Source organism: Wolbachia endosymbiont (group A) of Crataerina pallida (genome assembly GCF_964028475.1).
Classification (GTDB): Bacteria; Pseudomonadota; Alphaproteobacteria; order Rickettsiales; family Anaplasmataceae; genus Wolbachia; species Wolbachia pipientis.
In genome coordinates this window covers 1,459,520-1,482,163 of the sequence record NZ_OZ034785.1, presented here as the reverse complement: position 1 = coordinate 1,482,163, position 22,644 = coordinate 1,459,520, and the positions used below count along the sequence as shown (strand labels likewise).

Below are 22,644 nucleotides of genomic sequence, written 5' to 3'. Positions count from 1 at the left end.
ATTGCATAATAATAGCTAAATTACAATTAATTGCAAGGTAAAAATATTAAAACAATTGTAAATTTTGTCAGTAAAAATATAATAGAACTTTAAAATTAGAGGTTCATCTATATGAGATACAAAATTGCTGTTATTGGAGCAACCGGAAGAGTAGGGCGTGAGGTATTAAGCACGCTTGCTGAATTTCAAGATGAGGCGATAGATTGCGTTATTGCACTTGCATCGAAAAAATCAGAAGGGAAGAAGGTGAGCTTTGGTGACAAAGAGTTAACAGTTTTATGCCTTGAGGATTATGACTTCGTTGGAACTAATGTAGCCATTTTCTGTGCTGGATCTCATGTTTCTGAAGAGTATGTACCAATTGCAACACAGGCTGGATGCATCGTGATAGATAACAGTTCCCATTTTAGAATGAAAGAGGGTGTGCCACTCATTATTCCAGAGATTAATAAAGAAAAAATTATGGAATATAAAAACCACAACATAATATCCAATCCAAACTGTACTACAATACAGATGCTGCTAGTACTACATCTATTACACCAAAAAGCAAAAATAAAGAGAATCGTTGCTTCAACTTATCAATCAACTTCTGGTGCAGGCAAAGCAGCAATGGATGAGCTCTATGACCAGACAAAAAAAATCTTTATGAACGAAGCTAAAAAACCCAAGATATTCTCTAAGCAAATAGCATTCAATTGCATTCCCCATGTAGGAGAATTCATGGAAAATGGCTCTACAGAAGAGGAATGGAAAATGCAAGAGGAGACAAAAAAAATTTTAGAGGAAGATATAAAAGTTACTGCAACTTGTGTAAGGGTACCCGTCTTTATCGGTCACGCTATGGCAGTAAATGTGGAATTTGATCAACATATCACTGAAGAACAAGCTCGTGAAGTGCTAAGTGAAGCCGAAGATAGTGGAGTTTTAGTGTACAACAGGCGTGAAGATAGTGAATACATAACTCAAATTGATGTTGTACAGGAGAATGCTGTATATGTATCGCGTGTTAGAAGAGACAATACTGTTGAGCACGGATTAAATATGTGGATAGTGGCTGACAACCTGCGCAAAGGCGCAGCATTAAATATAGTGCAGATTCTTGAGATTTTGATAAGAGAGCATTTGTCAATCAAGTGCATATAGAGCGCACGTACGTTGTAATTCGAAGGAAATTGTATATCACATGGCAGCGCGTGACGCTGGAATGGCTTTGTTGCATCGCTACTTATGAAAGGCTAACTATAATTAGGATTATAAGCAACTTATTGAAAATCTTGTTTTTTTTGCAATCAATCTGATCAAATTTAAGAATAGTAACTTGTTATTTATATTAATAAATTTAATTCTATTGAAAATAGCTAAAGCATTGAAATTCTTGAATTTTAGCCGGATTAGTGAGTGGTAGTGAAATTTCTTTTACTCAAATTTAGGTATTCACTGACCGTTCTTGTTATAAATACCAGAATAATAAGCTACTGATATTCTCCACCTTTTTTATCTTTAATCCATCATAGCTAGCGATGCAACAAAGCCGGCTGGATTCCAGTGTCAAGCACTGGAATGACACCATTTGCTGTGCAGTTTACCTTCAAAAATGAATGTTCGTACAGCTATGGAATAAATCGCGGTATGACGGTTCGCAGCGGTATAGTAACTCGTCACCCCGCTACTTGTTAGCGGCTGAGATACCGCGGCGGTATGACGTAGAAGCTATACTTTTATACTCACCAACTCAGTATCCAATCTGGATCCAAGTAGTCAAGCTATTCGGATGACACCCTCATAAAGTGAAATGAGATCCCGCTAACACGTAGCGGGATGACGAGAAAGGGGCTACTCGGATGACACCCTCATAAAGTGAAATGAGATCCCGCTAACACGTAGCGGGATGACGGGAAAAGAGGTACTGGGAGACATCCTTCCTGGTAGACCCAAATCACAATGTTCGCACAGTTGTTCGTCACGCGCTGCCGAACACTGTATGGTTATACAAGAAAAATTAAGGCTTAAAAGGAATTTTAAGTATCAGGACTCAAGGTTTTTATTCCTTCTTAATAAAACATAAAAAGCCCCTTTACCACCATGTTTTTTCGTAGCTTGTTGGTAGTATAGAACCATATGCTGGATTTTAGTGTCATTTAACCATTTATTTAAGTTACTCTTTATAGTGTCTGTTTTGTTTGTTGCACTGCCGTATCCCGTAATTACCAATAAACATCTATTTCCTGCTCGATAATTTTTGATAATAAAATCTATCAATTTACAGTAAGCATCCTCTATATTATAGCCATGCAAATCGAGCTTATCGCTTATAAAATATTTACCCCTATCAACTTTTGATTTTGTGTTTTGGTCAAGACAAAATGATGAGTTACTATTATTGGTATTAAGAAAATTCCCTTGTAAGTCGGAGGTACCTTTATCAACCATAGACTTTATATTTACTTTATGATCAACTTTCAAAGTAACTTTTCCACATTTTATTGGCTTAACATTTTTTTGCCAATCCAACTCATCGTCCGACATAAACGCATTAATCGAATTGTATAATTTTACAACAATATTCAAACATAGTAAAATGTTGCTTATTCTATAAAAACCCGATTTTCAATAATACGATGAAATCGTCAAAAACTAATGAGAATTTTTGGCTGTATGGAAAGCACACCTGCATGTCAGCACTGAAGAATAAAAATAGGCGGTGTATAGAACTGTTAGTAACAGAAAATTTCTATAGAGAACACGAAAAAGAAATTAAGCAATATGCAAATAGTAAGGGCATTAAAGTTCGATTAGTAGAAAACAAAATACTTAATGACGTTTTACCCAAAGGTGCTAACCATCAAGGAATTGCTTTAAATGTTGCCCCTATTCTTTATAACTTAAGCATCGAAGAAGTAGCTGAAAGCTCAAACGACAGTTCTACTATAGTCATTTTAGATCAAGTCACTGACACGCACAATATTGGATCAATTTTAAGAACTTCAGCTTGTTTTAATGTCGACGCATTGGTTTTACCACATAACCATTCACCGAGTGAAAATGCATCTATTGCAAAAGCAGCAAGTGGGGCTTTAGATATTGTTCCGCTAATATACGTTACAAATATAGTAAAAACTATGCAGTATTTAAAAAAGGTCGGCTACTGGTGTTACGGGTTTGATTGCAATGCTAAAGAAAATATAGATGAAATAAAGAGTTTTGAGAAAAAAAGAGTAATTATTTTTGGTTCTGAAGAGAAAGGAATGCGGAGGTTAGTTAAAGAAAATTGTGATTATCTTTTAAAAATCCCAATGTCAAATGCAATTAACAGTTTAAATGTTTCAAACGCAGCAGCAATAGGCCTATATTCTATTTATATTAAAACAAATGCCAGCGCATAGCTGTTTATAATAAAAACACTTGATAAAAATATGGTTTTATATTATAATGTGTTAAGTAATGGATAAAAGGAGTTATATTATGTCTTATATGAGAAATGAACAGGATATTCGCTCTCAAGGCGTTTATTATAGTGCTGGGCTTAGAAGTTACCTAACTAAAGTATATAATTACATGGCTTTAGCTTTGGGCGTCACAGGGCTTGTTGCATTTTTAACAGTATTTTCTGGTCTTTTTCAAGTAATTTATTCTAATCCCGTTCTATCGCTTGTGGTAATGTTATCTCCGGTTGCATTGGTGTTCTACATGTCTTATAGAATTCAACACCTAAGTGCTCAGTCTGCCGTTACTATATTTTTCTCGTTCTCAGTGTTAATGGGGCTTTCCTTATCTTATGTTTTTATAGTTTATACTGCAGAAAATATAGCAAGGGCGTTTTTCATTACATCAATCATGTTTGGCTCTATGGCTTTATATGGCAATACTACAAAAAGAGATCTTACAAGTATGGGCTCTTTCTTGATTATGGGAGTTTGGGGGTTAATCATTGCGTCTATAGTAAATTTATTTCTTGGAAGTAGTCCTCTCCACTTTGCAATATCGTTCATATCAGTAATAGTCTTTACCTTAATGACTGCGTATGATGCTCAAAGAATCAAGGACGTTTATTATAAACATAATGACGGATCAGAAGTTGCTACTACTAAATTGGCAATACTCGGTGCAACTAATCTTTATTTTGACTTTATTAATATATTTCTCAATCTACTCAGGTTACTTAACTTGTTCAACAATAGGGATTAGATGTTTTCCTTTTTAAGGAAAGGTAGTAAGAATTCTATAGTTTTCTTTTTAGTATCTTTAGTTGTGTCGATGATATGTCTTGCATATGCATCGGTACCTCTATATAGCATTTTCTGTAAAGCTACTGGGTATGGTGGCACAATAAGAAAAGTAACTAACACAACAACAAATATAACTAACCAAAAGATCAGGGTCCATTTCAATGCTGATATAATGTCCGATCTACCTTGGGAGTTTAAATCAGAAACTAACTACGTTGACGTAAACATAGGAGAACAAAGTTTAGCGTTTTATTACGCAAAAAATCTATCTGATCAGCCTTCATTTGGTATGGCGGTGTATAATGTTACGCCTTTCAAAGCAGGTAAGTATTTCAATAAAGTTGCATGCTTTTGTTTTGAAGAGCAAATGTTGCTACCAAAACAAAAAGCAGCTATGCCCGTATCTTTCTATATAGATCCTGAGATAATGCTTGATAGTAATACAAAAGATTTGGGCGAAATAACACTATCATACACGTTCTTTAAGCCTAAGTAACAGAATGTTTGCAAACCGTGTCATTTCAGTAATCAATAGGGTGTCATCCAAGTAGCTGACACTGGAATGACAGGAGGTAACGCAAGAAGTCTATTGATTGTGAAAACAATAACTTTGCAAAATATTAATTGTTAGATAACATAATCAAAGTTTTTATCTTAATATTCATCATGGTTAGAGCTATACAAATTAAAAAAACTGGGGGACCAGAAGTATTAGAATTTGTAGATAAGAGTATAGGTGAGCCAAAAGGCGAGGAAGTTTTAGTACGTCACACAACTATCGGCTTAAATCGTTATGATTTAGAGCACAGAAAAGGTACGCGCAAAATTAAAAATTTACCATCAGTGCTTGGGGTAGAAGCAGTGGGAGTTATTGAAAAGCTTGGTAAAAAAATCAGTGATGGATTGAAGGTTGGAGACAGAGTTGGATATTGCACAGCTCCTCCAGGGGCATATTGTGAAAAGCGCATTATACACCAGAAATATCTGATAAAAATTCCAGATGACATATCTGATGAAGTTGCTGCTGCAGTGCTGTTTAAAGGTATGACAGCTCACTATTTAGTTAATCAATCTTATAAAGTTAGGCCTGGTGCTTTCGTGCTAGTTCATGGGGCTAATGGTGGTTTAGGACAAATAATATGCCAATGGGCAAAGGATAAAAAAGGTGTAGTGATAGGTTCTGTAAGCTCTGATGAAAAAATGAAGATAGCTTTACAAAGTGGCTGCACATACGCAATAAACTACAATGATAAAGACTTCGTTTCTAAAGTTATGGAGATTACGCAAAACAGAGGAGTAGGTGCAGTGTATGACCCTATAGGTTACGCTACAAGCAAGCTTTCTTTTGAATCTTTAGGCAGGTTCGGCATATACGTTTCCTATGGGCAGATATCAGGTAACGCTCCTATTAGTTTTTCTTTACTTAGTTCACGTTCGTTATTTGCAACTGGAACCTCAATATACCATTATAAGCATGATAGATTCACATTAGTGCTTACCACAATGGAAATCTTCGAGATGATAAGAAAAAAACTTTTAACTGTACGGATCAATAAAAAATATAAATTTGATGAAATAATTCAAGCACATCGTGATATGGAAAATAGAAAAGCGAGTGGGTTAAATATTATCAAAATCTCTTAAATAAATTAGTAATTTAAACTAACCATTCATTAAGTCATATCAACTAGAACTTCACATATTTAATTCTCCTTTTGGGGGAATTAAAAGCATATAGCTAAACTGACTTAGATTTACCGACAACCGTCATCCCGCTACGTGTTAGCGGAATCTATACCGCGAATAGACTTCTTGCATAACCCAAATTAAGTAGAAAAAGGTATCATCCGAGTAACTGACACTGGTTCCTTTATGACGGTAGTAGCCCCCCTTCTCCTGTCATTCCAGTGCTCCCTTTCTTGTCATCCAAGTAGCTGACACTGGGATGGCTTTGTTGCATCACACTTTATGAGATGGTGATTTATGGTAAATTCATGTAACTATCTCAAATTTAGCCATACCAATATCAGTGAATTTATTAAGCAAATAGCATTTAGTTCTTTTTCTCGATTTATCTCAGATTTATTCCTAAAACTAAATCCGAATATTTGCTTTAATCTTGAGAAAAACCCTTCAATATAAGATCTTTTCCCATAATTTACTTCTTTTTTCCATTCTTTCATGCCATCTTCACCGTATAATTTTATTAACCTAATAGCAGCATTCCTGTCAGACATATAATCTATTTCTGGATGTTCTGCCGCATTGTTTATTGGTGGAATTTTTGTCTTTATATCATATTCGTTACACAACTTATAAAACTTGTGCCTATCACATGCTCTATCTGCATATAGTGCTTTTATGGCATGCTGAAAATCGACTTCTTTTAGCAAATCACAAGCTCCATAGTGATCAGCCGTTACTGTATTTTACAGCTATGGCTTTTTTGTTGTTTATATTCAACATTACGTGCAATTTTCTCGTTTGCTCATAGCCACGATATTTTCTGTCAGTGCTATTTTCCTTGCTGTGACCAGGAGTGTTGTTGTGTATACTAATTCCTGTACTGTCTATAGCAATTTCGATATCTTCCATATTATTTTCTGCAATCATTTATCTTAATATTAAGTTTCTTAAACCTTCTTGATGCTTGTGAATAGCTGATAACTGCCAAATCTCTTCCTATTTGTTGCAAATACCCTTTTATAAACCCGACTGTTTGTCTTAAACCAATTCTAAAGAAACTGACGATTATATGCACCAAAATCACAACTTTATCACTATAAATATAGTTGCCGCCCTGCATTTTTGGACAATTCTCGTACCAATTTTCTATGGCGTCATTGATATAACAAAAAATGCTTCCTCTTTCTTGGAGAAATTTGTTATATTCATGGCAGTTACTGACTCTCATTTTTTGTGGCATATTTTTTCTTCAACAGTTAAATGGCTATTTATAATGAATTTTGTCAGTAACTGCCAGTTCTTTTCACTTGAGCGATGCAACAAAGCCCACTGGGATCCAGTTTCACCTTGTGATGGTGTCATGAAAGTAGCTGACACTGGTTTCCATCCAAGACGGTGTCATTCCTTACTATTACCCACAAATATAAATGGACTAAAAAGTAAAATATTACAATATTAAAGTTTGCAAATATTGAGGGTGTAAAATGGCAAGTAAAAGTAGTGAATGGGCTAAAAATGAATTTGGAGATAAAAGGTTAACTGAGCGATTAGTAAAGATTGCTGATATGTTTGACAAAATTACCTGAAAGTTAGATTAATCAAGCATGTGAAAGTTGGTCAGAAGCAAAAACAGCATAACGTTTTTTTCAAAATGAGAATGTAAAAGAAAGTGATATTTTAGCTACACATATTAATAAGACGGTTGAGAGAACAAAAGCTCACAAGAGGGTTCTTGTCATTCAAGATACCAGTTACATTGTATATAATAACCATAAAAAAACAAGCGGATTAGCAAATTTGTCCAGTTATGATACTGCAAAAGGTATTATAATGCATACAGCTCTTGCCTTTAGTATAGAAGGTTTGGTACTAGGGATACTAGATCAAAAAGTTTATTCAAGACCTGAAGAAACTGAGAACCTTAAAAAAAAGAGCGATCGCATTGAAGATAAAGAAAGCGTAAAGTGGTTGGAAACTTTAAGAAAAACAAATAATATTATTGATCCAACTCAAACTGAGACTATAACTGTATGCGATAGAGAAGCAGATATATATGACTTTTTTGAGCTTGCACATAATCTTAATTCGGCAGTGCTAGTTAGAGCATGCAGAGATAGAGCAGTAAATAGAAAATCTCGATATCCTGAAAAAGGTGAGCAGAAGTTATGGGCATTTATTAAATCCTCTCATTGTGCAGGTACGGTAGAAGTTGAAGTTCCTGTAAAAGATAATAAGCCAAAAAGAACAGCACGTTTGGAAGTTAGATTTGGAAAGTTTATGATGAATCCATCTAAGAATAATATTAGGCATAAGACGGAAGAACTACCTAAATTACCACTTTATGCAGTTTATGTTGTTGAGAAAACTCCCCTTCCCTTAAAAAAAACCGCTAGAATGGATGCTATTAACGAATCTTTCAGTTAATACTTTCGATGAAGCTGTTGAAAAAATTAGTTGGTATCAACTATGTTTTTTAAAAATTTTTTTATTTGTGTAATTTTGCAAATTATATGGGCAATAAAAACCCGTTTGTCATAGAAATAGAATTTTATATCAAACAGCTACCACAGCAATTTCTGCTTAAGCTAATGAATATGTGCTTTAAGTCTGTGTGGACGCACATATTCATTAGCCAATTTCAGTTACCGTTGTGAAGATTTTTAAGTATGCAAATTAATTGCTTCTTTAAGTCTTGTATTAGCAATTACTATAATTTTACGCATTAGGGCTGTTATAGCCACCATCTTCTTCTTACCACTTTCAACAAGCTTAGAATAAAAGGCGCCAAGTATAGATTTTGACCTTGTAGCAGCCATAGCGGCTGTAAAGAGCTTTGAACGAACGTTACTTCTACCACCTGTAATCCTTCGGTAACCAACAGCTTTACCACTTTCTTTTGGATGCGGTGCAACTCCGGCAAGACTTGCTACTTCTTTTCTATTTAAGTAACCAAGCTCTGGCATTAAACACAAAAAATCTTGTGATAACTTTTTACCTATTCCAGGAACTGTTTTAAGAATTTTTTGGCGTTGTTGTAATTCGCGGCTTTCATCAATAATCTTTTGTATAGTATCATTGAGTTCGTTTATTTGACTATCGAAAAACTCAATGGTCTTTTGACAGCTTTCTTTTATATGATCATTTTCCGGTGCTTCAAGTCTGCATTTTTCTTGAGTTCTCATTTGCGTAATATCATCACGACGTTGACAAAGTGCAGCCAAAGTTGATTGTTCTGTAGAGGTAGGTACAAATAGAGAGATAGTTCTATGGCGTTCAAATCCATATTGAGCAAGAGCTCTTGCATCTGATCTATCAGACTTTGCTAAAGTTCCGTGAGATAAAATAAAGCTTTTTACTTTACGAGTATTAGCTCGATGCACGGCAATATTTTTGTCGGTAAGAAAATGTGATAAGCCAAGCTCATATTTCCCTGTATTTTCTAAAGTCACTAAAGCATTAGGTAGAATATCTGAAAACTCTTGAAATAATTGTTGCCAACCAGAAGCATTATTATCAAATTCGACAGCATTCTTCTGTTTGTGAATTGCAACGACATTTTTAAATTTTCCGATGTCAATGCCAATAAAATTTTGATAAGATGTAACCATAATAAACCTCGATAGTTTTAGTTAATTTAAGATTGTAAACGGGTGCATATATATGTCCCAAGCAACTATTCAAACGTATCGAGAGATAGGGCTAGCGTACCTTGATACCAACGGTTGTAATACCAATTTCCTTTCGGTCGCGCACGCCCGCTATTCCTAGTGAGCAGGGTTATCTTTCTCTCTTATCTCTTTTATATCACGTTTTTAACTTACAATTGCCTTAGATGGAAAATAGAGATATTACATAAAATTTTAAATCCGGTCTCAAAGTTGAAGAATGTAGGCTTGGAATAGCAGAAAGACTAATGAGATATCTAACAGTTATGAGTATTATTGCTTGGAGGATCTTCTTTATTACATCAATTGCAAGCAACATTACCATGTACTACCTTATTAGCTGAAGAAGAATGGAAAGTTTTATACGTTAAAATACACAGAAAACCATGTCCAAGTGTAGTTCCCAACATAAAAGAAGCTGTTTCATGAACTTGGAGGCCATTTAGCAAGAAAAAATGACCCAAAACCAGGACCAATTACTCTTTGGAAAGGATATAAACGTCTCTTTGATTTAGCAGAAGGATGGCGACTTGCTCACGAACTTTATATTTGTGGGTAATAGTAAGTTGTTAGGGGGATCTGGAGATACCGCGGCGGTATGACGTAGGGAAATCTTACTTATTATAGCTATAGTTCTACATGAATTACAAAAGTAATATTTACTAGATCTTAATATTTTAGATCTATATTTTAATAAATAATGAGCTGTAATTAGTATGAATAATCCATTTAAAAGTGAGAACTATAAAAAAAATCTCGATTCTCTGATCAAAGCTGTAAAGCTAGGAAATGCAGAGAAACAATATAACAAAACGTTAAGGGATTTATCTCATGCATTAGAAGGTTTTACAGGTGAGGCAAAAGGTATAGCTGAGTTTGTTATATATACTGACTTGAACAATTATGTAGAACAGCCATTAGGTCTTTTTAAAACATTAATGAATAGAATTTTGGGAAAAAATTTTCCAACCAAGAACAGTAGTATAAGTAATTTTGTAAATGATGAGTTGTCAAGTTTCACTTTAGAAACAGCAGCTAAGTATACAAGAATTTTAAAAAAAATTGATCTCTTGGAACAATTAGAAAAAGATTTCAGAAAAAATAATATTTTAAAAGATTCTTTAAATTTAGAACAAAGTGAAAAGAGTCAAGGAAAAGATAGATCACACGAAGTGAGTTTGGAAGGTAGAAAGCAAAAGGAAGGTACTTTTGAGCTGCGAAAAGAAGAACAGCCGAAAGAAAAATTAGGTGGTAATCGCATGAGGCAAATAAAGCGACCAACAACAGCACCTCCGGCTGCTCCAGATTCGAGGAAGGTACGCTTTAAATCAGAAATATCCTCAGATGGAGAAAGCAAGGCAAAGTCTACATCTTCTTTACTAAAAGGAGCTAATAGTTTTAGTATGCCTGATGCTAAGGAAAATCCTTCTGAGGATTCAGGCTATGAAAGTTCATTAGATCAGGGGTCTGAATATGAAGACATATCAAATTATCAAGAGAAAAAGCAAAAGGAAAATCCTTTATATGAGCAGAGAGAAGATTCAGGCTATGGAAGTTCATTAAATGAAGAGTCTGTATACAAAGAGATATCAAATTATCAAGAGAAGAAGAGTAAAATTTTAATAGAAAATTCGCAGAGTTCAAAATCGCCCAAAGAAGAGCCAATTTATGCAACAGTTCCTAAAGAACATATAGAAGCAAAAAGAGAACGTAAGCAGAAACAACAACCTCAATCCCTCGTACCACCAAAACCACCGCAAGTGCCAAAAAAAATGTTTACTACTGGTCAAGAAGTTAGACAAGAATCGAAAGTGGTAATCAAAGATAAACCTGCAGTACCGCCAAAGCCTAAAAATCTAAGCCGTGCTAATCAAAAAGTAAGCACAGAGCCAAAAGTAGTAGGAGTAATTCTTAAAAAATCAGCTGAAAGAGTACCACTAAAATCTGAAAATCAAGACAATAGGAAATCAGCACAAAAAGCTGCTGGTAAGGCGATACCAAAAGTAGCAGCAGCTACTATGAAAGGAGGAGCTAATCGCGAGATGGGCAGTAAAGTAAAGGCATTAAAAGAAAAATTTGAGCAAAATCAAGCAAAAGGAAATGCTAATGTACAGCTTGCTGAAAGCAAAACCACTCCAGCAGCACAAGCGGATATCGGTGTGAAGAAAAAACAATCTCATTCATTTCTAACAGAGAATAAAAGATCTGCAACGAAACACGTAGCAGCAAAATCTGATCCAAAATCTCATGTCAGCAAAAATTCCCTTCTCACGCATGCAAATGTAAAGGAAATGGTTGCACAAATTGAGAAAGGAAAAGGAGGAAGATAGTAACATTTGGGAAAAAAACATATGTGTCAAGTCAAGAGATTGTGAGCAAATTTAGGAAATTATAGCTAAACTGACTTAGATTTACCGACAATTTGAAAAACCGTCATTCCGCTAACTATAGTATTTTCAAAAGCGAATGATAAAGGTATAATATGTTTTTTTAAAGTAGGGAAAGCGATGGTATATAGTGTAGATTTAAGGGAAAAAGCAGTGTCTTTGGTAGAAAAAGGAAAGTCAAAGGTTGAAGTTGCAGAGGTTTTTGAGATAGGGATAGCAACACTATATAGATGGCTAAAAAAGAAAGCTACTGGCCAAGGTCTCAAAGCGGTAAAAAGTACTGGTTTTATTCGAAAAATAGATCCAGAAATACTCAAAGAATATGTCAAAAAACACCCAGATCACACACTAGCAGAAATGAAACAAAACCTTGGCTTTGGGATAAGTGCAATTTGGTATAGATTAAGACAGCTAAAAATAACCTTTAAAAAAAGTCACATTCTATCAAGAGCGCAATCAAGAAGATAGGCAGCAATTTATCGATAAAGTCTCAAAAATAGACCACTGTAGCATTTTATATATAGATGAAGCAGGAGTTGATAATAGACTATACCGAGAATATGCACGAGCTCCAAGAGGAGAAAAAATATATGCTGATGTTCCAGGAAAAAAGCGGGAAAGAGTGAGTATAATAGGTGGATGAGAAGTTTATTGCACCAATGACCTTCACAGGAGGGTGTAATAAAGATATATTTAATGTATGGTTAGAGCGAAGATTACTTCCACAATTACAGCGTGATACAACCATAGTTATGGATAATGCTACATTCCATAAAACTCCCAAAACAAAGTCATTAATAGAGTCTTTTGGCTGTCATTTGCTTTATCTTCCAACATATTCACCTGATCTAAATCCGATAGAGCATTGTTGGCACACCATCAAAAGTTGCCTCAGACCTCTAATGCATCAATGTACAGACTTACACCTTTTAGTTGGTAATACCATTTTAGACGTTTATCATTCGTTTTAGAAAATACTATAGTTGAAATAGCGCAGTTACTCACCCCATAAATTTGGTGCTCTCTTTCAATCAAAGGTGTCTTGCTGCTTGAAATGTTTTCTTTGTAAAAATTTGGCTTATCTTTATATCATCTCATTCAAACAGCATTAACATAACTTATGCCTTTTTTGGATGTAGAAATTTTCTAGGAATTGTCTTTTTGAATTCTATGGTATTTTGTTTAACATTGAAACAAGAGGCCAGTGTCACGCACTGGCATGACACCCATTTGTTTCTATAGTTGTCTTTTCTCGTCTACCTTATTTTGCCACTCTGCTGAACAGATACATAAAGAAAGTGGAAAATTGGACATTCTCAACTCGGCTCCTGCAGATTAAAAATTAAGTTGAATAAAAATTGGATTTGACGCAGTTTTTTCCCATAGTTTAAGAAATTAAAAGTTTAACGATTAGAATTATAATTACAAACCACAATAAAAAATAGACTTTTCCATTTGATTTATTTTTAATTTGGATGTTTTCTAATTTTTTATCAGCTATTAGGTTTAATTTTTCTATAAGGCTAAATATCCCTTGGATTGTTTTTACAGGATAAGAACTTCTAATTTTTTCCCTATACCCTATTTTATTTTCATGTTGACTGCTTATCCACGCTTCAACTACTTTCCACATATTGATTTCTGAGTAGATCTTTCTACATGTCCCTTCCAGTAAAATCATAGTTTTCTGCAGCAATAACAATTGTGTTTGAACTTTCATATCAAAATCACCAGTTATTTTTAATAGCTGAGCAAGTAAACTAGCAAATGAAATCTTCTGTATAGGCTGCCCAATAATGGGTTCACCTATTGCCCTGCAAGCTGTGACAAAATTTCTATGCTGTGATGAAACATAACCAGCCCTAAAGTGCATTTTTGCAACGTGATCATAATCCCGATTTAAAAAGCCTTTGAGTATCTCTATAACGTAATAGCATGTCTCACGATCTATTCTACCCATGATTCCACAATCCAGGGCAATAATATTGTTATTACTATCAACCATTAGATTTCCAGGATGCATATCAGCATGAAAAAAACAATCCCTGTATACTTGATTGCAAAACGATTCTATAAGATTGATAGCTATTTGCTTACGATTATTCAGTTTTTCAACTTCGTATATTGGCGTTGCTTCTATCCATTCTAATGTTAAAACCTTTTTCGAAGTTCTATTCCAATCTATTTCAGGTACGTAAAAACCTCTGTCATTTTTTGTGTTTTCCTTTAGTTCCGAAGAGTGAGCAGCTTCAAAACGTAGATCTAACTCTAATCGGCAAATTTCAGCAAAAGTTTTGACTAATTCAATTGGCCTCAGCCTTTTTGATTGTTCGCTAAATTTTTCTGCAATTTCTGCAAGCCAAGAAAGCATTTTTATATCCCTTGAGAATGTTTTCTCAATATTTGGCCTTAAAACCTTCACAGCAACTTCCTTACCCTCAGTTGTAACCGCTCTATGCACCTGAGAAATCGATGCTGCTGCAATTGGCTTTTCAGAAAAGCTTGAAAAAATGTCGCTCAATTTACAATTAAACTCACTTTCTATAGTTTTAACTGCTATTTTATGTGAAAATGATGGCAATCTATCACATATCAATAACAAGTTATTTGTTATATCCTCATTTAAAACATCAGTACGTGATGAGATAGACTGCCCAAACTTAATGAACACCGGACCTAATTTTTCAAGAGCACACTTTAGCTTGTGGCCTTGTATTTTATTTATTGATTTTTTTGATGGTGGAAGTAAATAAGGTAATATATTGTAACGCGTCAGCACCGTAGTTATGTGCAGAAGACGCAAAATATTTTGAATCATTTCGCTGCGTAACTGCTAAATATTTCATTTAGGGTTCTATTTTTCATAATCTCATCAGGCTTGCCTTGGCAATAGATAGTATTATTTATACAAATTATGTAATCTGAGGATGGTAGAGCAGAGTTAAGATCATGAGAAGTCATAAGAATCGATACCAATCGTTTTTTTGCTATTTTATTTATAATATCATAAAATTTAGCCCGCGCGTTAATATCCATTGCACTAACTGGTTCATCTAGAATGATCAAGTCAGGCTCTGCAATTAAACAACGTGCAAGCAGTAATAATTGTGTTTGCCCTGCAGAAATTTCTAACACTTGATTTTTCAAAATGTTACCGATACCAGCCAACTCTATCGTTTCTGTAATAATGGATTGATTTTTCTTTAGTCTTTTCAAGGAGCTATTTAAAAGAAAATATTCAACTGTTATTGGCATCAAATTACTAATACTAAAATTTTGCGGCATGTAGCTAATTTTTGTGTTCTCAGCTAACACAATATTTCCAGTATAATTTTTATTTATACCAGCAATTGCTTTCACTAAAGAGGTTTTACCTCCACCATTTGGACCAAGTATTGTAATTATGTCTCCTCTTTCCATGAACATATTGATATTGTCAAGGATTCTTTTACCATCATATGCGAGAGCAAGATTTTCTATTTTTAGAACACGATTATTGACATTATTCAATTTATTGACAAAATTTAACTTCTTCTCAACGTTTATATGAGACATTTACTGGCTTTTTTTCTATTACTTTCACTTACACTATACTATAATATTGCCTTTTCATCCAATTTAAAAGTTGTAGCTACAATCAAACCTATCCACTCACTTGTAGCTTCTGTTACAGAAGGGATTTTAGAACCGGAATTGCTTGGCTATGCAACATCTGCACATAATTATATATTAAAGCCATCTGATGCGAGTAATTTAGAATCAAGTGACGTTATATTTTATGTTGACGATAACTTAGAGACGTTTGTTCAAACTTTCGCCAAAAATAATAAAGAACTAGTGCAATTGTCAAAGGCAATCAACCTACTTCCTACTCGGCCACATTCATTTTCTAGAAAAATCACTCACATTCAAGATGAAAAAGATTTACACATGTGGCTGAGTCCCGAAAATGCAAAGAGCATGATACTTTCTATAAGTGCAACATTGTCTGACATAGATAAAGGAAATTCCCATCGATACAGTTCTAATGCAACAAAAGCTATAAAAAAAATAGACCAAGAAGTAAAAGAAATCATGAAAGAACTGAATGATTTTAAAAATCAAAAATACATCGTTACTCATGATGCTTATCAATATTTTGAAAAATATTTCGGTCTAAATCATCCAAGCGCTATTCTTTCCATAGAAGAGGATTCTTACATAGGTATGAAGAGTTTAATGAAGCTAAAAAAGATAATGAAGGAAGAAAACGTTAAATGTATATTTGCTCATTCACAGGAAGATAGCATAAAGCCTAACGCCCTTTCTAATGACGCAAAAATGGTAGTTCTTGATCCTATTGGATCAGACATAGAGCCTGGAAAAGATGCATATCTAGCTATAATCAATAGCATTGCACAAAATTTTAAGTCTTGTTTTGTTGAGTAATAAGTTCCCTTTTAGCTTACTGTTTTATTGTTCTACAAATCAAGAAGAAGTGAGTTTACAACAAATGGTGTCATTCCAGTCTGGAATCCAGCTTTTTCATAATCATCAAAACGTTGTATTTTAACATAAAATGGCTGCTTTTATGCTTACTAACTTAATAAAATTCCTGGATCCCAGTGGGCTTTGTTGCATCACACTTTATGAGATGGTGATTTATGGTAAATTCATGTAACTATCTCAAATTTAGCCATACCAATATCAGTGAATTTATTAAGCAAATAGCATTTAGTTCTTTTTCTCGATTTATCTCAGATTTATTCCTAAAACTAAATCCGAATATTTGCTTTAATCTTGAGAAAAACCCTTCAATATAAGATCTTTTCCCATAATTTACTTCTTTTTTCCATTCTTTCATGCCATCTTCACCGTATAATTTTATTAACCTAATAGCAGCATTCCTGTCAGACATATAATCTATTTCTGGATGTTCTGCCGCATTGTTTATTGGTGGAATTTTTGTCTTTATATCATATTCGTTACACAACTTATAAAACTTGTGCCTATCACATGCTCTATCTGCATATAGTGCTTTTATGGCATGCTGAAAATCGACTTCTTTTAGCAAATCACAAGCTCCATAGTGATCAGCCGTTACTGTATTTTACAGCTATGGCTTTTTTGTTGTTTATATTCAACATTACGTGCAATTTTCTCGTTTGCTCATAGCCACGATATTTTCTGTCAGTGCTATTTTCCTTGCTGTGACCAGGAGTGTTGTTGTGTATACTAATTCCTGTACTGTCTATAGCAATTTCGATATCTTCCATATTATTTTCTGCAATCATTTATCTTAATATTAAGTTTCTTAAACCTTCTTGATGCTTGTGAATAGCTGATAACTGCCAAATCTCTTCCTATTTGTTGCAAATACCCTTTTATAAACCCGACTGTTTGTCTTAAACCAATTCTAAAGAAACTGACGATTATATGCACCAAAATCACAACTTTATCACTATAAATATAGTTGCCGCCCTGCATTTTTGGACAATTCTCGTACCAATTTTCTATGGCGTCATTGATATAACAAAAAATGCTTCCTCTTTCTTGGAGAAATTTGTTATATTCATGGCAGTTACTGACTCTCATTTTTTGTGGCATATTTTTTCTTCAACAGTTAAATGGCTATTTATAATGAATTTTGTCAGTAACTGCCAGTTCTTTTCACTTGAGCGATGCAACAAAGCCATCCCAGTGTCAAGCACTGGGATGACATCGTAGGGGTGCTGGCCTGATAACCGCCATCCCGCTACTTGTTAGCGGGATCTAGAGATACCGCGAATGAATCGCGGTATGACGGTTCGCGGCGGCATGACGATAAGGTTTATACCTTGTCATCCCAGTGCTTGACACCGAGATTGATTTATCTTGTCTACCTTATTTTGCCACTCCGCTGAACGGATGCCATATTATGCAGGTTTAGAATTATGCTTTATTCTTACGTTTATGTCTTGGCCCAATACAATCAATAAGTTAAGCAAGTATTCTAAGGAGAACCCTTCGATTTTTGACCTATTGATTTGAGATACTTTAGGTTGATCAATCTTTAGAGCGTTTGCTGCTTTTTTCTGTGTTGTGTACTTCTTACTTATTAATTGTGCAATGACCTTTATTAATTTCAGTTTTGTATCTTTCACATCCCCCAACTCTACTATTATAGGATAACTTAATTGTAAATTTTGCATAATAATAAAATTCCTTATAAAAAAATTACTTTAGTTTTTCTTCTTTAAATAACACATGCCTTCTGACTACTGGGTCATACTTCCTAAACTCCAGTTTTTTGGTGAGCTTTTTTGGATTACGCTTTTTTACATAAAAATAGCCAGTTGATTTTTCTTCACCAGTTTTTGTTATCTTGATTGCAGTGCTGACTAACTTAACGAGCAAAGAAGCATTTTTTTTCGCCATACTTATAATGATATAATAAATTCTATGCGAGTTTATTACGCAAAATACTAAAAGTCAATCGAATAATGCAGATTGCAAAATCCTTGACAATCAACAGTGCATTAAGTAGCATAAAGTTAACTTCAGAATAAAAAGCAAACGGTAAATAAGTGACAAATAGTGGTAAAAGGGTATTATTGATAGAAAATTCTATCTGTTCTAATGAGGTAAGAGTTGCCTTGTCAATTAATAACAAGGTTGTAGAATTTGAACAAGAATTCAAGGAAAAAAAACAATTAAGAGGTAATATATACGTTGCTTATATAAAGCGTATAGAGCCTTCTTTGCAAGCCGTATTTATTGAATATGGGAAAAATAAGCAAGGTTTTTTGTCTTTTTCCGAGATATCTCTAGATTACTTCAACATTCCAGAAAAAGAAAAGGAAACTATCTTTGAGGGCTACTCAAATGACGATTGTATAGAAGAAGCCTCAGCAAATGTTTCTTCAGATTCTGCAGCTAGTAAGAATGTCAACGGATCAGGTAGTGGTTTTGTAAGAGAGGTACCTTTATATAAAAAATACAAATTACAAGATGTTATTTCAGTAAATCAAAAAGTATTGGTCCAGCTAACTAAAGAGGAACGAGGCAATAAAGGAGCTTCATTTACAACATACATAACTTTAGTGGGTAGATACTGTGTTTTCATGCCAAATTCCATGAGCAAAGGTGGAGTGTCCCGCAGAATTGAAGATGCTAATGTCAGAAAGCAGTTAAAGGAGATACTGAGTTCAATAAACTTGCCAAAAAGATCAGGTTTAATAGTAAGAACTGTTGGTTCAGGAAAAAATAAGAAAGAAATTGAGCAGGATTACAATTACTTATCCTCATTATGGCAGAGCATTCAAAAAAATGCCTTCTCTGTAAACGTTCCATCATTAATTTACAATGAAGCAGATGTAATTATGAGATCTGTTCGTGATTTTTGTAGCGATGGTATAGAAGTTATAGTGTCTGGAAAGGAAGCTTTTGAGGCAGTTAGGCAATATGCTAACAATGCACTAAAAGGTAGTAAGTTGCGCTATAGATTGTATAGAGGTTATGCTCCGATCTTTACTTACTACGGAATCGAAGATCAAATTTCTGAGTTATATAGCAATAGAGTAGAATTGCCATCTGGTGGGTCTTTGATAATAACTTTAACTGAGGCGTTTGTTTCAATAGACGTAAATTCAGGAAAGATGACAGGAGAAGATAGCATAGAAGAAACAGCTTATAGAACCAACATGGAAGCAGTACCTGAAATATCAAGACAGGTGAATCTTAGGGGCCTATCAGGATTAATAGTAGTCGATTTTATTGATATGTTGAAATATCAGTATTGCAGAGCTGTTGAGTCTGCTATAAAGCAAGCGTTTAAAGATGATAAAGCTAAAGTTCAATTTAGCTACATAAATGACTTTGGTTTAATGGTATTTTCAAGGCAAAGAATTAAACCAAACATACAAGAAATTAATACTACAGAGTGTTTACACTGCAAAGGTACTGGAAGAGTAAAATCAAACGAAGTAATTGTTTCATCAATACTAAGGGATTTACAACATATTGCTAACAAGAATCGAAATAAGTCTTTTGATTTAGTAGCACACAGTGCAGTTATAGCGCACATTTTTAATAACAAACGCAATACAGTTTCTACAATCGAAAAAGAGTTTAATATTACATTGAACGTTAGTATTGATAACAGTTTAGATGTAAATACATTTGTTTTAAAACAAGGAGATGATGTTAATTTAAACGGTTATAAGCCATTACAGAACTCTGGATACCAAATTGGGGATAGCAGCAATGAAGAAGCTGATAATTCAAATAAACTACGAGGCAATTTTTGGCTGACTAAGTGGCTTTCGCGCCTTTTAAGTTCTAATAACTAATTAGAAACCTAAATTGGGCTTGTAATTAATGAGCCCTATACTTATATATTCTTATATCAGATAATATTTACAATGGGGTACTCATTATGGGAAGAGCAATAGGCATAGATCTCGGAACAACAAATTCTTGTGTTGCAATAATGCAGGGCAAGGATACAAAGGTAATAGAAAATAAAGAAGGGGCAAGAACTACTCCATCTATAGTTGCATTGACTTCTTCAGGAGAAAGGTTGATTGGTGCTCCAGCAAAAAGGCAAGCAACCACCAATGCAAGTAATACCTTTTTTGCTACTAAGAGATTAATAGGCCGTCAATATAGTGATCCTGAGATGAAAAATCTAAGTGTACCATACAAAGTATTTGCAGCAAAAAGTGGTGATGCATGGGTTAAAACAACTGATAATAAAGAATATTCTCCTAGTCAAATTGGTGCATTTATACTACAAAACATGAAAGAGGCAGCAGAAGCTTATCTTGGAGAGGAAGTAAAAGATGCTGTGATAACAGTGCCAGCATACTTCAACGACTCTCAACGTCAAGCAACAAAAGATGCAGGAAAAATTGCCGGATTAAATGTACTCAGAATAGTAAATGAACCGACTGCTGCAGCACTTGCTTATGGTCTTGATAAGAAACATGGGCACACAATAGTAGTATATGACCTTGGTGGTGGTACATTTGACGTTTCAATACTTGAAATAGGTGATGGAGTTTTCGAAGTGAAAGCAACAAACGGTGATACCCATCTTGGAGGTGAAGACTTTGATAATGGAGTAGTGAGTTATTTACTAGATGAATTCAAGAAAAGTAATGGCATTGATTTGAAAAATGATCCAATGGCTATGCAAAGAATCAAAGAAGCTGCTGAAAAAGCGAAAATTGAATTATCAAGTGCAATGGAAACGGAAATAAATCTACCGTTTATTACAGCTGATGCAAGTGGTCCAAAACACTTAAATATGAAATTAACGAGAGCAAAACTTGAAAGCTTAGTGAATGATTTAATCGAAAGAACTATGGCTCCTTGTAAAAAAGCTCTTGAGGATGCTGGTTTATCTGCTAGTCAAATTGGCGAAGTGGTTCTTGTTGGTGGCATGACTCGTATGCCAAAAGTCATAGAGAAAGTTAAAGAATTCTTTGGCAAAGATCCACATAGAGGAGTTAACCCTGATGAAGTTGTAGCAATTGGAGCTGCAATACAGGCGGGGATCATTCAAGGTGATGTAAGAGATGTGTTACTACTTGATGTGACCCCACTTTCTCTTGGTATTGAAACTCTAGGAGGAGTATTCACTCCACTTATTGAGCGTAATACTACAATTCCTACTAAAAAATCTCAGGTGTTTTCAACTGCAGAAGATAACCAAACAGCTGTTACAATTAAGGTGCATCAGGGTGAAAGAAAACTGGCAGTTGATAATAAGCTACTCGGTCAGTTTAGTTTGGAAGGGATACCTCCTGCTCCGCGCGGAAGGCCACAAATTGAAGTGACATTTGATATAGATGCAAATGGAATAGCACACGTTTCTGCAAAAGATAAAGCTACTGGAAAAGAGCAAAAAATACGCATTCAATCTTCAGGTGGTTTATCTGATGATGAAATAAATCGCATGGTAAAAGAAGCTGAAGAAAAAGCGCAAGAAGATGAAAAGCGCAAAAAGTTTATTGAAGTGAAGAATCAAGCGGATAGCTTAGTCCATTCTACAGAAAAGTCTCTGACAGAGTATGGTGATAAAGTTTCACCAGAAGATAGATCTGCTATTGAAAATGCAGTTAACGAATTAAAAGAAGTTAGTAAATCTGATAACATTGATGACGCTGATTCAATACAGCAGAAAGTCACTAATCTTTCTCAATTATCTATGAAACTTGGAGAAGCTATGTATCAAGCATCTCAACAAAATAGTGCTGAAAATGGCTTTTCATCAGAAGGAAATCCAAATGATAAAGAGGAAAAAGTAGTAGATTCTGATTATCAAGACATAGATAATAAAGAAGAGAATAAGTAATTGCGATTGTCATCCAAGTAGCTGATACTGGGATGACAAGAGGAGCATATTGTTGCTTAAAGAAACCATTATGGATATTATTAAAACAATAGAAGAAAAGATACGCGATTCGATAGATGTAATTGATATCAACATTATCGATGAATCAGCAAAGCATGCTGATCATTATTTTGCTTCATCTTCAACATTACCTTCGCACATTAAATTAATATTAATATCTGACGGCTTTATTGGAATGAGCGTTCTAAAAAGACACAAGTTGATTTATGAGTTATTGAAGGGTGAGATAGAGCTAATACATGCAATTTCTCTTCACTTGTATACGCAAGATGAGTACAATTTAAAAAATAAATAATAAA

At 34.4% G+C, this 22,644-nt stretch carries 24 protein-coding genes and 2 pseudogenes; 14 read left to right on the top strand and 12 right to left on the bottom strand.

Translation table 11 applies throughout. The annotated features are described in order from the left end of the window. The first annotated feature begins 111 nt into the window (after positions 1-111). Entirely contained in the window at positions 112-1,146 is a 1,035-nt protein-coding gene (locus ABWU55_RS07370; RefSeq protein ID WP_353286306.1) for an aspartate-semialdehyde dehydrogenase, read from the top strand. Positions 1,147-2,028: 882 nt separating this feature from the next. Here the strand turns inward: ABWU55_RS07370 and ABWU55_RS07365 are convergent. Beyond that, complete coding sequence (locus ABWU55_RS07365) at positions 2,029-2,529, bottom strand: Smr/MutS family protein (RefSeq protein ID WP_010082340.1); 501 nt, start codon at positions 2,527-2,529, stop codon at positions 2,029-2,031. 92 nt (positions 2,530-2,621) lie between these two features. Here ABWU55_RS07365 and rlmB point away from each other — a divergent pair, with 92 nt between their 5' ends. The 4 genes from rlmB to ABWU55_RS07345 all read left to right on the top strand — a co-directional run bounded on the left by rlmB (position 2,622) and on the right by ABWU55_RS07345 (position 5,873). Further along, entirely contained in the window at positions 2,622-3,386 is a 765-nt protein-coding gene (rlmB, locus tag ABWU55_RS07360; protein WP_038199241.1) for a 23S rRNA (guanosine(2251)-2'-O)-methyltransferase RlmB, read from the top strand. A 79-nt stretch (positions 3,387-3,465) separates the two neighbouring features. Then, complete coding sequence (locus ABWU55_RS07355) at positions 3,466-4,188, top strand: Bax inhibitor-1/YccA family protein (protein WP_010962942.1); 723 nt, start codon at positions 3,466-3,468, stop codon at positions 4,186-4,188. Beyond that, positions 4,189-4,725, top strand: a complete 537-nt coding sequence (locus tag ABWU55_RS07350; RefSeq protein ID WP_353286305.1) for a cytochrome c oxidase assembly protein — start codon at positions 4,189-4,191, stop codon at positions 4,723-4,725. A 170-nt stretch (positions 4,726-4,895) separates the two neighbouring features. Next, positions 4,896-5,873: a quinone oxidoreductase family protein gene (locus ABWU55_RS07345; RefSeq protein ID WP_038199239.1), complete on the top strand. Its 978-nt coding sequence runs from the start codon at positions 4,896-4,898 to the stop codon at positions 5,871-5,873. 356 nt (positions 5,874-6,229) lie between these two features. On the opposite strand, the gene ABWU55_RS07340 is transcribed toward ABWU55_RS07345, so the two are convergent. From ABWU55_RS07340 to ABWU55_RS07330, 3 genes are read right to left on the bottom strand one after another with little or no spacing between them, the layout of a single operon-like run. Beyond that, positions 6,230-6,622, bottom strand: coding sequence for a transposase (locus ABWU55_RS07340; protein ID WP_223823060.1), 393 nt, complete (start codon positions 6,620-6,622; stop codon positions 6,230-6,232). Positions 6,623-6,641: 19 nt separating this feature from the next. Beyond that, positions 6,642-6,842 (bottom strand): hypothetical protein, encoded by a 201-nt coding sequence (locus ABWU55_RS07335; protein ID WP_353286303.1) that lies wholly within the window; start codon positions 6,840-6,842, stop codon positions 6,642-6,644. Further along, positions 6,826-7,155, bottom strand: a complete 330-nt coding sequence (locus tag ABWU55_RS07330) for a transposase (RefSeq protein ID WP_141456678.1) — start codon at positions 7,153-7,155, stop codon at positions 6,826-6,828. Before ABWU55_RS07330 ends, ABWU55_RS07335 begins: the two co-directional genes overlap by 17 nt. A 244-nt stretch (positions 7,156-7,399) precedes the next feature. Here ABWU55_RS07330 and ABWU55_RS07325 point away from each other — a divergent pair. Further along, positions 7,400-8,382 (top strand): annotated as a pseudogene (locus ABWU55_RS07325) (IS4 family transposase); the annotation flags it as partial. Positions 8,383-8,575: 193 nt separating this feature from the next. On the opposite strand, the gene ABWU55_RS07320 reads toward ABWU55_RS07325, so the two are convergent. Then, complete coding sequence (locus tag ABWU55_RS07320) at positions 8,576-9,523, bottom strand: IS110 family transposase (protein WP_209472550.1); 948 nt, start codon at positions 9,521-9,523, stop codon at positions 8,576-8,578. 216 nt (positions 9,524-9,739) lie between these two features. On the opposite strand from ABWU55_RS07320, the pseudogene ABWU55_RS07315 reads away from it, so the two are divergent. From ABWU55_RS07315 to ABWU55_RS07300, 4 genes and pseudogenes are all read left to right on the top strand, one after another. Continuing rightward, positions 9,740-10,139: pseudogene (locus tag ABWU55_RS07315) on the top strand (IS4 family transposase); the annotation flags it as partial. 157 nt (positions 10,140-10,296) lie between these two features. Continuing rightward, positions 10,297-11,910, top strand: a complete 1,614-nt coding sequence (locus ABWU55_RS07310; protein ID WP_353286304.1) for a hypothetical protein — start codon at positions 10,297-10,299, stop codon at positions 11,908-11,910. A gap of 177 nt (positions 11,911-12,087) precedes the next feature. Further along, entirely contained in the window at positions 12,088-12,435 is a 348-nt protein-coding gene (locus tag ABWU55_RS07305) for an IS630 transposase-related protein (RefSeq protein WP_022626382.1), read from the top strand. A gap of 167 nt (positions 12,436-12,602) precedes the next feature. Further along, positions 12,603-12,938: a transposase gene (locus ABWU55_RS07300; protein WP_049973597.1), complete on the top strand. Its 336-nt coding sequence runs from the start codon at positions 12,603-12,605 to the stop codon at positions 12,936-12,938. Between the two features lie 416 nt (positions 12,939-13,354). Here ABWU55_RS07300 and ubiB read toward each other — a convergent pair whose 3' ends face one another. Beyond that, the gene (gene ubiB / locus ABWU55_RS07295; protein ID WP_070356945.1) at positions 13,355-14,785 is read right to left on the bottom strand and encodes a 2-polyprenylphenol 6-hydroxylase; all 1,431 of its coding nucleotides are present in this window, start codon (positions 14,783-14,785) and stop codon (positions 13,355-13,357) included. Further along, complete coding sequence (locus tag ABWU55_RS07290) at positions 14,782-15,522, bottom strand: metal ABC transporter ATP-binding protein (protein WP_038199232.1); 741 nt, start codon at positions 15,520-15,522, stop codon at positions 14,782-14,784. Before ABWU55_RS07290 ends, ubiB begins: the two co-directional genes overlap by 4 nt. On the opposite strand from ABWU55_RS07290, the gene ABWU55_RS07285 reads away from it, so the two are divergent. Next, positions 15,514-16,395 carry a zinc ABC transporter substrate-binding protein gene (locus tag ABWU55_RS07285; protein WP_010962934.1) on the top strand — a complete coding sequence of 294 codons (882 nt, stop codon included), beginning with the start codon at positions 15,514-15,516 and terminating at the stop codon, positions 16,393-16,395. The genes ABWU55_RS07290 and ABWU55_RS07285 overlap by 9 nt on opposite strands. A gap of 232 nt (positions 16,396-16,627) precedes the next feature. Here the strand turns inward: ABWU55_RS07285 and ABWU55_RS07280 are convergent, their stop codons facing one another. From ABWU55_RS07280 to rpmG, 5 genes are all read right to left on the bottom strand, one after another. Then, on the bottom strand, positions 16,628-17,020 hold the full coding sequence (locus ABWU55_RS07280; protein ID WP_223823060.1) for a transposase: 393 nt from the start codon (positions 17,018-17,020) through the stop codon (positions 16,628-16,630). A gap of 19 nt (positions 17,021-17,039) precedes the next feature. After that, positions 17,040-17,240: a hypothetical protein gene (locus ABWU55_RS07275; protein ID WP_353286303.1), complete on the bottom strand. Its 201-nt coding sequence runs from the start codon at positions 17,238-17,240 to the stop codon at positions 17,040-17,042. Beyond that, positions 17,224-17,553, bottom strand: a complete 330-nt coding sequence (locus tag ABWU55_RS07270) for a transposase (RefSeq protein WP_141456678.1) — start codon at positions 17,551-17,553, stop codon at positions 17,224-17,226. Before ABWU55_RS07270 ends, ABWU55_RS07275 begins: the two co-directional genes overlap by 17 nt. A gap of 308 nt (positions 17,554-17,861) precedes the next feature. Beyond that, complete coding sequence (locus ABWU55_RS07265; protein WP_010082632.1) at positions 17,862-18,137, bottom strand: helix-turn-helix domain-containing protein; 276 nt, start codon at positions 18,135-18,137, stop codon at positions 17,862-17,864. A gap of 25 nt (positions 18,138-18,162) precedes the next feature. Further along, positions 18,163-18,363, bottom strand: a complete 201-nt coding sequence (gene rpmG, locus ABWU55_RS07260) for a 50S ribosomal protein L33 (protein WP_010082633.1) — start codon at positions 18,361-18,363, stop codon at positions 18,163-18,165. Positions 18,364-18,512: 149 nt separating this feature from the next. Here rpmG and ABWU55_RS07255 point away from each other — a divergent pair, with 149 nt between their 5' ends. From ABWU55_RS07255 to ABWU55_RS07245, 3 genes are all read left to right on the top strand, one after another. Next, positions 18,513-20,276, top strand: coding sequence for a ribonuclease E/G (locus tag ABWU55_RS07255; protein WP_095742804.1), 1,764 nt, complete (start codon positions 18,513-18,515; stop codon positions 20,274-20,276). Between the two features lie 86 nt (positions 20,277-20,362). After that, positions 20,363-22,285, top strand: a complete 1,923-nt coding sequence (dnaK, locus tag ABWU55_RS07250; RefSeq protein WP_012673300.1) for a molecular chaperone DnaK — start codon at positions 20,363-20,365, stop codon at positions 22,283-22,285. Positions 22,286-22,355: 70 nt separating this feature from the next. Further along, positions 22,356-22,640 carry a BolA family protein gene (locus ABWU55_RS07245; RefSeq protein ID WP_077188332.1) on the top strand — a complete coding sequence of 95 codons (285 nt, stop codon included), beginning with the start codon at positions 22,356-22,358 and terminating at the stop codon, positions 22,638-22,640. The last annotated feature ends 4 nt before the right edge of the window (positions 22,641-22,644 follow it).

Excerpts from the sequence above, each read along its gene's own strand:
- rpmG (WP_010082633.1), bottom strand. The coding sequence starts at position 18,363 with ATGGCGAAAAAAAATGCTTCTTTGCTCGTTAAGTTAGTCAGCACTGCA.
- rlmB (WP_038199241.1), top strand. The coding sequence starts at position 2,622 with ATGAAATCGTCAAAAACTAATGAGAATTTTTGGCTGTATGGAAAGCAC.
- ABWU55_RS07310 (WP_353286304.1), top strand. The coding sequence starts at position 10,297 with ATGAATAATCCATTTAAAAGTGAGAACTATAAAAAAAATCTCGATTCT.
- ABWU55_RS07355 (WP_010962942.1), top strand. The coding sequence starts at position 3,466 with ATGTCTTATATGAGAAATGAACAGGATATTCGCTCTCAAGGCGTTTAT.
- ABWU55_RS07265 (WP_010082632.1), bottom strand. The coding sequence starts at position 18,137 with ATGCAAAATTTACAATTAAGTTATCCTATAATAGTAGAGTTGGGGGAT.
- ABWU55_RS07345 (WP_038199239.1), top strand. The coding sequence starts at position 4,896 with ATGGTTAGAGCTATACAAATTAAAAAAACTGGGGGACCAGAAGTATTA.
- ABWU55_RS07290 (WP_038199232.1), bottom strand. The coding sequence starts at position 15,522 with ATGTCTCATATAAACGTTGAGAAGAAGTTAAATTTTGTCAATAAATTG.
- ABWU55_RS07305 (WP_022626382.1), top strand. The coding sequence starts at position 12,088 with ATGGTATATAGTGTAGATTTAAGGGAAAAAGCAGTGTCTTTGGTAGAA.
- dnaK (WP_012673300.1), top strand. The coding sequence starts at position 20,363 with ATGGGAAGAGCAATAGGCATAGATCTCGGAACAACAAATTCTTGTGTT.
- ABWU55_RS07285 (WP_010962934.1), top strand. The coding sequence starts at position 15,514 with ATGAGACATTTACTGGCTTTTTTTCTATTACTTTCACTTACACTATAC.
- ABWU55_RS07320 (WP_209472550.1), bottom strand. The coding sequence starts at position 9,523 with ATGGTTACATCTTATCAAAATTTTATTGGCATTGACATCGGAAAATTT.
- ABWU55_RS07245 (WP_077188332.1), top strand. The coding sequence starts at position 22,356 with ATGGATATTATTAAAACAATAGAAGAAAAGATACGCGATTCGATAGAT.
- ABWU55_RS07365 (WP_010082340.1), bottom strand. The coding sequence starts at position 2,529 with ATGTCGGACGATGAGTTGGATTGGCAAAAAAATGTTAAGCCAATAAAA.
- ubiB (WP_070356945.1), bottom strand. The coding sequence starts at position 14,785 with ATGATTCAAAATATTTTGCGTCTTCTGCACATAACTACGGTGCTGACG.
- ABWU55_RS07370 (WP_353286306.1), top strand. The coding sequence starts at position 112 with ATGAGATACAAAATTGCTGTTATTGGAGCAACCGGAAGAGTAGGGCGT.
- ABWU55_RS07330 (WP_141456678.1), bottom strand. The coding sequence starts at position 7,155 with ATGCCACAAAAAATGAGAGTCAGTAACTGCCATGAATATAACAAATTT.
- ABWU55_RS07275 (WP_353286303.1), bottom strand. The coding sequence starts at position 17,240 with ATGATTGCAGAAAATAATATGGAAGATATCGAAATTGCTATAGACAGT.
- ABWU55_RS07270 (WP_141456678.1), bottom strand. The coding sequence starts at position 17,553 with ATGCCACAAAAAATGAGAGTCAGTAACTGCCATGAATATAACAAATTT.
- ABWU55_RS07335 (WP_353286303.1), bottom strand. The coding sequence starts at position 6,842 with ATGATTGCAGAAAATAATATGGAAGATATCGAAATTGCTATAGACAGT.
- ABWU55_RS07350 (WP_353286305.1), top strand. The coding sequence starts at position 4,189 with ATGTTTTCCTTTTTAAGGAAAGGTAGTAAGAATTCTATAGTTTTCTTT.